The organism is Cyclobacterium sp. SOCE241 (assembly GCF_056867545.1).
Window position 1 is genome coordinate 4,041,151 of record NZ_CP149779.1, and the last position, 12,127, is coordinate 4,053,277.

Annotated in this window: 8 protein-coding genes and 3 pseudogenes; 6 read left to right on the forward strand and 5 right to left on the reverse strand. The window is 39.9% G+C overall.

What is annotated here, in order from left to right; translation table 11 throughout:
* Positions 1–2 precede the first annotated feature (2 nt).
* Positions 3–1,156, reverse strand: a pseudogene (locus tag WG932_RS20275) (glycoside hydrolase family 5 protein).
* A 94-nt stretch (positions 1,157–1,250) separates the two neighbouring features.
* A complete protein-coding gene (gene dxs, locus WG932_RS20280; RefSeq protein ID WP_014019716.1) occupies positions 1,251–3,176 on the reverse strand; it encodes a 1-deoxy-D-xylulose-5-phosphate synthase in 1,926 nt (641 codons plus the stop codon).
* A gap of 184 nt (positions 3,177–3,360) precedes the next feature.
* Between dxs and WG932_RS20285 the strand changes: the two genes are divergently transcribed.
* Entirely contained in the window at positions 3,361–4,116 is a 756-nt protein-coding gene (locus tag WG932_RS20285) for a segregation and condensation protein A (RefSeq protein ID WP_014019718.1), read from the forward strand.
* Positions 4,113–5,258, forward strand: coding sequence for a lysylphosphatidylglycerol synthase transmembrane domain-containing protein (locus WG932_RS20290; protein ID WP_483085191.1), 1,146 nt, complete (start codon positions 4,113–4,115; stop codon positions 5,256–5,258). The genes WG932_RS20285 and WG932_RS20290 overlap by 4 nt, the downstream gene beginning before the upstream one ends.
* Here WG932_RS20290 and WG932_RS20295 read toward each other — a convergent pair.
* The gene (locus tag WG932_RS20295; protein WP_483085192.1) at positions 5,187–6,440 is read right to left on the reverse strand and encodes a glycoside hydrolase family 140 protein; all 1,254 of its coding nucleotides are present in this window, start codon (positions 6,438–6,440) and stop codon (positions 5,187–5,189) included. The two genes, WG932_RS20290 and WG932_RS20295, sit on opposite strands and share 72 nt — an antisense overlap.
* Before the next feature lie 262 nt (positions 6,441–6,702).
* A complete protein-coding gene (locus tag WG932_RS20300; RefSeq protein ID WP_014019721.1) occupies positions 6,703–7,119 on the reverse strand; it encodes a nucleoside-diphosphate kinase in 417 nt (138 codons plus the stop codon).
* Between the two features lie 181 nt (positions 7,120–7,300).
* Here WG932_RS20300 and WG932_RS20305 point away from each other — a divergent pair.
* The 4 genes and pseudogenes from WG932_RS20305 to WG932_RS20320 all read left to right on the forward strand — a co-directional run.
* Positions 7,301–8,336, forward strand: a pseudogene (locus WG932_RS20305) (DHH family phosphoesterase); the annotation flags it as partial.
* 353 nt (positions 8,337–8,689) lie between these two features.
* Positions 8,690–9,259 (forward strand): FKBP-type peptidyl-prolyl cis-trans isomerase, encoded by a 570-nt coding sequence (locus tag WG932_RS20310; RefSeq protein WP_483085193.1) that lies wholly within the window; start codon positions 8,690–8,692, stop codon positions 9,257–9,259.
* Positions 9,260–9,306: 47 nt separating this feature from the next.
* Entirely contained in the window at positions 9,307–9,852 is a 546-nt protein-coding gene (locus tag WG932_RS20315) for an FKBP-type peptidyl-prolyl cis-trans isomerase (protein WP_483085194.1), read from the forward strand.
* Positions 9,853–9,867: 15 nt separating this feature from the next.
* Complete coding sequence (locus tag WG932_RS20320; RefSeq protein WP_014019725.1) at positions 9,868–10,428, forward strand: FKBP-type peptidyl-prolyl cis-trans isomerase; 561 nt, start codon at positions 9,868–9,870, stop codon at positions 10,426–10,428.
* Positions 10,429–10,543: 115 nt separating this feature from the next.
* Here WG932_RS20320 and guaB read toward each other — a convergent pair.
* A pseudogene (guaB, locus tag WG932_RS20325) lies at positions 10,544–12,021 on the reverse strand (IMP dehydrogenase).
* Positions 12,022–12,127: the final 106 nt, after the last annotated feature.

A 12,127-nucleotide genomic window follows, 5' to 3' on the forward strand; every position in this document is an offset into this window, starting at 1 on the left:
TCTTAGGCATATTTCATTAATAATTTTAGCAATTCCTTATCTAATTTCTCTCCATACCAATCTACATATTCAATATCTGTCCTTCCGGAGTTTAGCAATCCGAAGGAACCGGAAAACTCCCATAGTCCGAAGCCTATTCCATTGTCATCCAAAATGTCTAAAATATCCCCAAACCAGGATAAAAAGACTTTATGTGGAGTTTTATTGTAGCATCCTAACTCTCCACAGTGTACCCCCACTCCTTGCTTTAGCAAAGCAACCCAAGGCTCGTAATGTTTTTCCAAGTCTGCTTTGCTATAATAGCGTTCATTGTGGGTGCCCGGCCAATTGGGCTCCGACAGGCTTTCAGGGTCCTTAAAAACCCAAGGGGCTTTGTGATGAGAAATATGCATGGGGAAGTAGCCACGGCAACTTTGGTGCAAATCTAAATCAGCAAATTCAGGTATTGCCATACCTCCACCCCCATTTCCATCTGCAATGACCAATCGGTTTTTATTGATCCCTTTTATTGTTTTCAGCGCAGCTTCTGCCACTTTCCTATATTCATTTACCGGAACTGGTCCCCCCGGAGAATGCTGATCATTCGGGTTAAGTCTTTTGTAGGGCTCATTGACCAAATCAAAACTTAACTTCTTGGAAGATATATTTTGGTACCGTTTGGCCCACATTTCCCAGTGGGCACAAAAGGCTTCCAAAGCTTCTTCGTCCTCCCAAAGATTATAGGGCTCTTCAAAACCAGCATTGATACAAAATCCCGGGGCCCTATGTAAGTTTAAACTAACGTGCAAACCTTGTTGATGACAGTTGTGAACAATTTCATCCACCTCATCCAATATTTTACTATTGAACTGCAACACCTCATCTGGACGTATGGGCTTACTTCGATCAAAAGACAAATAACTTGGATAGGAAATAGGGATTCTGGCAAAATCAAACCCCCAATCGGCCATGTATTGATAATAAGCAGTTTTTGTTTTCCGTCCGTTTTCCGGAACAGGATTAAAAAATCCAGCAAATTAAAGCCCCGCCATTGAGGAAGTTTATTTTTCTTTGTGTCTAAGGGTTTTGTAAATGAGGGCCGGCTAAAAGTCAGCGCAACGGACGCAGCCGAAGCCTTCTTCAAAAATTCCCTTCTTGGGTTTATTATTTTGGACATAAAAGAAGCGGATTAAATTACTTGTACATTGGTCCAATTTAAAAAAAAATGAGGAAACCGGTGGGATTTCCTCATCAATAATAAGACGCTTCTTTTAAATCTTTATTTTATCTTCCACATTTAGGTTCATCATATCTTTCACCGTTTGCAAGATGCCCGAAGGATCAAAACCGCATTCATGATGCAATTCAATTTGCTCTCCGTGTTCAATTACTTTATCCGGAATACCTAAACGTTTAATTTTGGCTTGATAATCATGGTCCATCATCCATTCCAAGACAGCGCTACCAAACCCTCCCATCAGGCAACCGTCCTCCACAGTAATCACTTTGTCAAATTTACCAAAAACCTCATGCAACAATGACTCGTCAAGGGGTTTGACAAATCGCATGTCATAATGAGCAATACTAAGCCCTAGCGATTCAAACTTCTCGGCATTGTCGAGCACATAATTACCAATATGACCAATACTTAGAATGGCAAGATCTTTACCTTCTGTAATTATTCTGCCTTGACCTGTAGGTATTTTTCTTAGGGGCTTTCTCCAATCTGGCATAACTCCCTGCCCTCTTGGATACCTGATGGCATAAGGGGCCTGATGCTCTGCTCCTGATAACATTAGGTTTCGTAGCTCCTCTTCATTCATGGGGGCACTAACCACAAGATTAGGTACGCAACGCAGATACGCTAAATCATATGCACCATGGTGGGTAGGTCCATCTGCACCGGCAAATCCTGCCCGATCCAGACAAAACACAACGGGCAAATCTTGAAGACAAACGTCATGAATCACCTGATCATAGGCCCGCTGCATAAAGGTGCTGTAGATGTTACAAAAGGGTACCAAACCCTGTGTAGCCAATCCTGCAGAAAAAGTAACTGCATGCTGTTCTGCTATTCCCACATCAAAGGATCGATCAGGAAAAGCCTTCATCATGATATTCATGGAAGAGCCGGAGGGCATTGCAGGCGTAACCCCCACGATTTTATCATTCTTTTCTGCCAACTCGACCAAAGTGTGTCCAAAAACATCCTGATATTTTGGTGCTTGAGGAGTAGTAGGTATTTTTTTGGCTATTTCACCGGTAATTTTATCAAATTTCCCCGGCGCATGCCATTTGGTTTGATCTTTTTCTGCGGGTGCGTATCCTTTACCTTTTACAGTAATACAATGAAGGATTTTTGGTCCCGGAATATCTTTAAGGTCATTGAGTACTTCCACCAGATGATTTACATCATGTCCATCTACCGGACCGAAATAGCGCAGATTTAAGGACTCAAACAAATTGCTTTGTTTCAACAAGGCAGATTTTATGGCCCCCTCTACTTTTGAGACTACATCTTGAGCACTGAAACCAAATTTACTTATTTTACCCAGCAGGTGCCATACTTCGTCCTTCACCTTATTATAAGTATGGGAGGTGGTGATATCTGTAAGGTAATCCTTTAATGCACCAACATTGGGGTCAATAGACATGCAATTGTCATTGAGGATGATCACCATATTACTGTCTGAAACACCGGCATGATTCATTGCTTCAAAGGCCATTCCCCCTGTCATCGCACCATCCCCTATTACGGCAACATGTTGTCTTTTGGTATCGCCCTTATATTTTGAAGCCATGGCCATTCCCAAGGCAGCAGAGATGGAAGTACTGGAATGCCCAACGCCAAAAGAATCAAAAGGACTTTCTTTCCTTTTGGGAAATCCGGATAGGCCTTTGTATAATCTATTGGTATGAAAGTCATTCCTACGGCCGGTAAGGATCTTGTGCCCATAAGCCTGATGCCCCACATCCCAAATCAATTGATCATCAGGAGTATTGAGCACATAATGCAATGCTACAGTAAGTTCCACGACACCTAAGCCAGCACCAAAGTGACCTCCATATACAGAAACATGGTCAATGATAAACTGTCTCAATTCATCACAGATTTGAACCAATTGGTCTTTACTGAGGTTTTTAAGGTCTTCCGGGTAATGGATTCCTCTAAGTAACTTTCCAGGTTCTATTTGCATATACTTATCTTCATTTACAGAAAACTATAACCTAATCATAGGATATAATGTTTAATATTACCAATAATTATTCAGGCCTCCATACCTTTATGGAAATTATTGACATGCCTATTGATTTAACAAGATATGTGATATCTTTGAACACAATAAGAAATACAAAAATAACAAAAAATAATCTTATCCAGTGAGTTTCGAAATCAAATTACCTTTATTCGAAGGGCCATTTGACCTTATGCTGTTCTTCATTGAGCGTGATGAACTGGATATATATGATATTCCTATATCTAAAATCACCAATGATTTTCTAGATTATATTCATCATTTAGAAAAAATGGAGATCGAAGTGGCAAGCGAATTTATATTATTTGCAGCCACGCTTATGAAAGTAAAATCGAAAATGTTGCTCCCTAGGCCTGAACTTAATGAGGATGGAGAAGAAATAGATCCTCGGGAAGATCTAATAAAGCATTTGTTGGAATATAAAAAGTACAAGTCTGTGGTGGGCGAACTTGCCAGAATGGAAGAGGATAGAATGTCCAAATTTGCCAGAGGCAACGTGGTGCAAGAGCTCAAGCAGATCAATCAAATAGACCAGGTGGATGCCGAACTTCAGGACCTTGACCTGTATCGCTTATTAAAAGTGTACCAAAGGGTATTGACGAAATATGCGCATAGCCAAGATACCACAAAGCATACCGTGATTCAATATCCCTATTCCATAGAACAACAAAAATCATTGGTTTTAGATCGATTGGAAGAAAATCCCAGAATCCCTTTTTCAGACTTTATTGTTCTGAATCCTGATAAAATTTTTATTATCTATACTTTTTTAGCCATTTTAGAGCTCCTTCAGCTTACGCTGGTGACAATAAAAATAGGAGAGGGGTTTAACAATTTCTGGGTAGAACGATTAGAAGCTATACCTGTAGAAAACTTATGAAATTAGACAATAGGGAAGTATTTAAAACCTTAAATCCAAATAAGGTTTGGGTTCCTGTGTTTATTGGGATCGCCATAGTCTTTGCCATGTTTTACATGGATCCGACTGTAAATGCCCAAACTTTAAGGGGAGTTTTTGATGCTTCAATTTGGTCCATATTATTGGCAGTGGTTTTTATCGTCTTACGAGATGCCGGTTATGTTTTCCGAATCAGAGAAGTAACCAATAAACACTTGACTTGGACCAGGGCCATATATGTCATCATCTTGTGGGAATTTGCCTCTGCCGTGACACCGTCTATTGTTGGAGGAACGGCAGTAGCTGTATTTATCCTAAATAAAGAAGGCATCCCACTGGGGAAAGCTTTGGCCTTCACCATGCTTACCGCCATTATGGACAATTTATTTTTTGTCTTAGGGGCTCCCATCATTTTGTTCTTGGCCCAAGGCTATATTTTTCCTGAAAGCAGAGTGTTGGAAATGAGGTTGGGATCAAGTTTGGAATACCTGTTTTGGGGAAGTTATACCTTGTATACCATATATTCCGTATTGATGGCTTTGGCCTTATTTTATCGACCTAGGGTTTTTAAGTGGATAATGCTTAGGTTGTTTTCTATCAAATGGCTTCGAAAATGGAAGTACCAAGCCAATAATTATGGCGATCAAATCATTGAAGCTAGCAAGGAACTTAAAGGAAAAAATTTCAAATATTGGCTGATTATTATCCTAACGACCATCTTCATTTGGTCTTCAAGATACTTAATGCTCAATGCCCTTATTTCGGCCTTTGAAACACTTTCTGTCTTCCAACATGTGGTAGTTTTTGCAAGGCAAATCATTATGTGGATCGTGATGATGATCAGCCCAACCCCCGGAAGCAGTGGAACTGCAGAGTTTTTCTTTACACAGTTCTTCAACGAATTCCTTACCGGTTATACGTTTGTGACCAGTATACTTTGGCGGATGTTTTCTTATTATCCCTACCTATTATTAGGAGCCATCTTTTTACCAAGGTGGGTTAGGCAGGTGTTTTTTAAGAAAAAATGGAATAAAGTAAGCAAGAAAAGCTTTCTACATGGCGTCCAATACCATCACCCAATCGTGTCCTTTGCCACCCGTACTTGGTGCTGTGTAAGTAAATGATGGGGAACTGCTGACAATTCCGGCATCAAACCAAGCACCTGTCCGCGGATCATACCATGAGCATTTCAAGGTTTTGGATTTCAAAATGGAGGTGTTTAAGGTGACTTCTTTTCCTGTAGGAATATAAATCATCGCATAACTGCCCTCCTGATCTCTGGTAGCTATCACATAACTCTCATCATCTACTTGGGTATCAACCACCATAAGCTGATCCGGAACTCTGGTCAAATAAGGCCTACTCAACATCAGGTTTTTAAGGTGTTGAACTTGTGTGGCCATAGGGAGATCCAAGGCAACTTTCCAAGGGCGCAAGGGCAGATTGATTCCTTCCCTCTCCGCCGTAAACATCTGCCAGACTGCATGACAGCCATAGGACTGACCAAAAGCACCAGCAAAAACATTCCAATACATGATTCTGCGAATATCTTCCGGGATGCTGTGCCCTAATTCTTCCGGCTTAAAGCAATTGGGATGATCTTCATAAAGTGGCTCCCCATCAATACTGGGCTTTATGGGTGCTAGATTATAATCGTGGTTGATTTTTTTATAGGTAGCTTGGGTCGGACAATGACCCGTTTGGTGCATATTAAAGTCCAACCACTCGTCATTATGAAACCAATTGCTTGATCCTCCCGGAGCTGAAGGCTGGGGGTGGAAAGTCATCAGGGTATTTTCAATGCCCCCGGTGCCACTAGCAATTCCTTTGGCCATGGCCCGCCAGAGTTCAACATCTGTGCTGTTCTCTCTTGGATTTCTATCACCACCTATAACCCATATCAAATTGGTAAAATCCTTGAATCTCTGCCCCATCCATCTACCAAAAACTTCCGCATTATCCACATTAAAAACCTCAGGCCCTACACCCCAACCTTTCTTGAAGACTTTGTCACCCCAAGTAGGTAGCAAGGCAATGTATAAGCCTTTTGCTTCTGCTTTTTTTAATACTTTTGCAATATTATCAAAATATCGAGGATTTGGCTGCTTTGGGTCATTTTTAAATAAAGGGACCTCTCCAAAGGCGTTTGGACTATTTAACCCATCAATTTCTGCCAATGCTACCGCCTGAATTACATTGAATCCCTGTTCTGCTCTTTTATTAAGGTAATATTCTACCTCTTCATCATCACATCTGTGAAACAACTCCCAGGCTGTATCTGCCATCCAAAAAAAGGGGCTTTCCATCTTCTTTTACAAGAAACCTTTGATTGTCAGAGACTTTAATCCTAGGCAAAGAATTTTGAGAAAAACTTGAGCTAACAAGGATGAATACAAAATATAGTGTAGAGAATACTATTCGCATGGCGTATCAGGTTTATCTGTCGCCAAATTAAAAAAATCCGTTAAGGCTGTGATTTTGAACCTAATGAATCATCAACAATTGTTAAAAAATCTTAAATTTTTCTATCCCTCTCAAACTCTGAGAGGGATAGAAAACAGATTAACTTTATTTTTCAAATGCATTAAAAAAGAAGCTTCCTTCAATTTCAGCATTTTCATCAGAGTCAGATCCATGAACGGCATTTGCCTCAATGGAGGTAGCGTATAATTTTCTAATGGTGCCTTCCTCTGCATCATCAGGATTGGTAGCACCTATTAATTTTCTAAAATCAGCAATGGCATTGTCTTTCTCTAAAATTGCGGCAATAATGGGTCCTGAAGACATATACTTACACAATGCGCTGTAAAAGGGCCTTTCTTCATGAACTTTGTAAAATTCTCCCGCCAATTCTTCATTCAGCTGGGTTTTCTTCAATGCAATGATTTTAAATCCTGCCTCTTCGATCATTTTTAAAATTGCTCCTGAATTTCCAGCACCGAAGGCATCAGGCTTGATCATGGTAAACGTTCTATTGGTAGCCATAAAATTTTATTTGGATTATTAGTTAAGGTTGTAAAATTAATCCTTTTAAGTTAAAGTGCGAAAGTTTAAAACAGATAATAAATAAAGTCTATCTTTCGATAAAATAGGAATTGGGAATTTCAGAAAATTATATGGAACTTTGTCACCTGTGTTTTTTAAATACGGTACTCAATTATTACACATGCAGAATATAAATCTATTTAAAGAACAGATTTCTTCAGCTTCGTCCAAAAAGATTATTATCACAACCCATCATAAACCTGACGCAGATGCGCTTGGATCTTCATTAGCTTTAGCCGGCTATTTAAATAAGAAAAATCACCAAGTGGATGTAATTACGCCGTCAGACTATCCTGTTTTCCTTCATTGGATGAAAGGGAATGATGAAGTGATAAATTATGAAGACCCTGAAAAGGTAGAGAAAGCTGAAAAATTGATTGCTGAGGCAGATATTATATTCTGCTTGGACTTCTGTTGTCTTAGTCGACTTCAAAAAATGGAAGACTCCGTGCGTCAATCCAAGGCTTATATTGTCAATATAGACCACCATCAGGAACCTGAGGACTTTGCGGATTTCAGCTTTTGCAGCACTGAAGCAGCAGCCACCTGTGAGTTATTGTATGACTTAATGGTAAAAGTAGGGGATAGAGATCTGATTGATAAGGACATCGCCGAATGCCTCTATTCGGGAATTATGACCGACACCGGAGGGTTCAGACATCCCAATACCACCAAAAATGTACATTTAGTAACAGCGGAATTAATTGATCTGGGAGCTGACAACTCAAAGATTGCTCGGCTAATATATGATACTTACTCAGTAAATCGACTAAAATTTTTAGGATTTGCCCTTACCAGAAGGTTGACTATTTTACCGGAATTTAACACTGCTTTTTTGCTATTAGTAAAAGGACCTGAGGAAATACCAATCCCAAACCGGAGATACGGAAGGTCTGGTAAATTATGCCCTTTCTTTGGACGGAATTAAAATTGCAGCCTTATTTACAGAAAGGAAAGATGGAGTTAAAATCTCTTTTCGCTCTGCTGAAGACGTATCTGTAAATAAATTTGCAGCAAAATACTTTAATGGAGGAGGGCATAAAAATGCTTCCGGTGGTATTTCAGATGTAAATTTAGAGCAAACCGTAGATCGGTTTAAAGAATTAATAAAAGAAAACAAACAAATCTTATTTAATCAATTAGAATTAGTCGATGAAAAAATCAATAATTTAGTTTTTGGTGCCTTGGTGTTGGCATCTAGTTCCCTGTTGTACTCTTGTGAGAAGACAGAAACAACCTCAGACGGAATTGAATACCGTTATGTATCAAAAGGTGACAAAGCAACCAAAGATGGTGAATTTGTCGTTTATCATTTTACTGCCAAAACGGGAAGTGACTCCTTGTTTATCTCTAGTTACGATCAACCAATGCCTCCTTATTTGCAGCACATAGATACTGCAACAGCCAGAACAGGTGTTGATGAGATTTTTTAAACCTCAACAATGGTGACAGTATCGTAATTACTTCGACTGCCGAAAAAATCTTCACCCCTGAAGGTGTACCTCCTTTCTTGGAAAATGACGAAACAGTAACCATACAGATAGGTGTAGTAAATGTATTGGAAGAAGAAGTATTCCAAGATTACTTCAATGACTTGGCAGCTGAAGGACAAAGAAAACAGGCTGAAGAAGCTAAAGTTCAGTTGGAAGATGATATCCAATCCATTGAAAGCTATATTTCTGAAAATAATTTGGACGCTGACAAGACAGAATCAGGTGTTTATTACGTCATAGAGAAAGAAGGCTCAGGCGCCCAAATAGAACAAGGAGACGAAATCTCTGTAAACTATACTGGTTATGTGCTAGACGGTACGGTATTCGATACCAGTATTGAAAGCAAAGCCAAAGATGCAGGAACCTATACAGAAGGAAGACCTTATGAACCGTTTACTTTCAGTGTAGGCCAAGGTATGGTAATTCCGGGTTGGGATGAAGGTCTTCAATTGTTAAAAAAGGGTTCAAAAGCAAAATTATTGATTCCTTCTCCACTAGCCTATGGGCCTAGCCAAAGAGGAGCAGTAATAGTACCTAACTCTATTTTAATATTTGACGTGGAAGTTACTGACGTAAAAAAGCAGTAACTTATTGAATAACTGCTTTTGTAACTATTATTATATACATACCTACCATGATTAGAAATATTAAGTATTTGGCACTCATGCCTCTTTTTGCTGTTTTACTTTCCTGTGTTTCAGAAGAGGAAAATTTGGACGTAATTTTTGAAGAAGATCTCGATAAAATCGAAACTTATATTCAGAATTTCCCGGACGAATACATGAAAAAGGAAGAAATAGAAGGAACAGGTATTGTACTTTTATTTACGGAAGTGGTAGAAGAAGGTGAATTAGCAGCTTACGCAGATACTTTGGCTGTGGATTATACCGGTATGTTACTAGACGGCACCGTATTTGACACTTCCATTGAGCAAACGGCAAGGGACAATGGACTCTATAGCGAATCCAGAACCTATGAACCTTATGAATTAGTGCTGGGAGTTTCACGTGTTATCCAAGGTTGGACCGCTGCACTTTCTCGAATGAAGGAAGGAGAAAAAGCTACGGCACTTATCCCTTCCTATTATGGTTATGGAAGTCAGGCTGCAGGTTCTATCCCACCAAACTCTGTGTTGGTTTTTGAGTTAGACCTGACCGAAAACAGACCTTATCAACCTTAAACAAATAGCTAAAGGATGAGTATGAAGCAATTTATAATTATTTTCTGCGTGGCCATAATTAGTTTTTCTTGTGATAATAATTTGAGTGGCTATGGCTACCCAAGCTATGACTCGGAAGGGAATTTAGCCATTGACAGGGAAAAAATTGACACCTATTTAGAAACTGCTCAATATGACAGTCTTTATAGGATTCACGATCCTTCGGGAGTGGTAGTCATAGTGACAGAAGAAGGAACCGGATCTAGGCCTGTTTCAGGGAATGTGGTTTATACCAATTATACCGGTTATTTGTTGGATGGGACTGTTTTTGACTCCAACCTTGAAGACGTGGCCATAGAAAATGATATTTATGATGAAGACAGAAATTATGATATATTTTCTTTCTTCCTTGGGCAAAGTACTTCTAATGGTGGAGCCATTCAAGGTTTTACTTTAGGGTTTCAGAGAATTAGAAGTGGTGCAAAAGCCACCATTATCATCCCATCTCCCTATGCCTATCAAGACAATGAGAACGTCGCAAGGGTTCCGGCCAACTCAGTATTGGTATTTGATGTTGATTTCCTAGGAATGGATTAAACCCGAAAGATGCAATAAAAAATCTATTACGAATCCGGGGTACCCCCTTATATATGGTAAAAGGCCGGTGGAAGTTTTCCACCGGCCTTTTTATCATTATTGAATTGTCCTGCTTTTAAGATTTTGCACTATAATTCGGTGCTTCTCTTGTTATGTTGATGTCATGGGGATGTGACTCCTTTACACCGGCAGAAGTAATTTTGACAAATTTTCCTTTCTCTCTGAGGTCATCAATGGTTGCAGTTCCGCAATACCCCATACCTGCTTGTAAACCACCCACCATTTGGTAAAGTACCTCTGAAACCAGGCCTTTGAAAGCTATTCGTCCCACGATACCTTCTGGCACCAGTTTCTTAATATTCTCTTCAGCATCTTGGAAATAACGATCTTTGGACCCTGATTCCATGGCTTCCAATGATCCCATTCCTCGGTAAGATTTAAATTTCCTACCGTCAAAGATAATGATCTCCCCGGGTGCTTCCTCCGTTCCCGCGAGGATAGAACCAATCATTACTGAAGCAGCGCCGGCAGCCAAGGCTTTAACGATATCTCCTGAATATCGAATTCCTCCATCTGCTATCACAGGCACATCTCTTCCTTTCAAAGCATTTGAACATTCCATGACAGCGGACAGTTGAGGCATACCCACACCGGCAATCACCCTAGTGGTACAAATACTACCCGGCCCAACGCCAACTTTCACACCATCAGCACCTGCATCTGCCAAAGCGATGGCTGCTTCTGCAGTGGCGATGTTCCCTACAATCACATCGAGGTCAGGGAAAATGGTTTTGATCTTTTTGCAAGTTTCAATAACTCCCTTAGAATGCCCATGTGCGGTATCAATACTTATAACATCTACACCTGCATTGACCAAGGCCTCTACTCTTTGCTCAATATCAGCAGTAACACCTACTGCAGCACCTACACGTAAACGGCCAAAACTATCTTTACACGCATGAGGTTTATCTCTACGTTTTAGGATATCCTTATACGTAATTAAGCCGGTCAACTTATAGTCTTCATCTACTATAGGCAGCTTTTCGATTTTGTATTCTTGGAGAACTTCTTCCGCTTCTTCTAACGTAATCCCTGCTTTTGCAGTGATTAGGTTTTCCATGGTCATGATCTCCTTAACCGGTCGACTTAGGTCCTTGATAAATCGTAAATCCCTATTGGTGATGATTCCTTTGAGAAACCTGTTATCGTCTACAACTGGAATCCCTCCAATATTATATTCACTCATAATGGCTTCAGCGTCTTTTACCTTTGCATCGATGTCCAAGGTAATGGGATCCAGAATCATTCCACTCTGAGATCTTTTAACCTTTCTAACCTGGGCTGCCTGCTTTTCGATAGTCATGTTTTTGTGAATAAAACCCAGCCCGCCTTCTAAGGCAATGGCAATGGCCAATTCAGCTTCAGTAACAGTGTCCATGGCTGCAGAAACCAAAGGAATTTCCAATTGAATGTTTTTGGTAAGGCGCGTAAAAGTAGAGGTGTCGCGGGAAGTACCTCGGAATATCCAGGTACTAAAAGCACATCGTCATAGGTGAGTGCTTCGAAGAGAAATTTATCTGTGTTTGGATTCATGGCAAATGGTTAAATACCCTATTTGCCCGTCAAAGATACAATGAATTTAATATGCGAATCAATTATTTTCTAAAAAAAATGTTAAAAAAATTAAATTTGTCTCTGC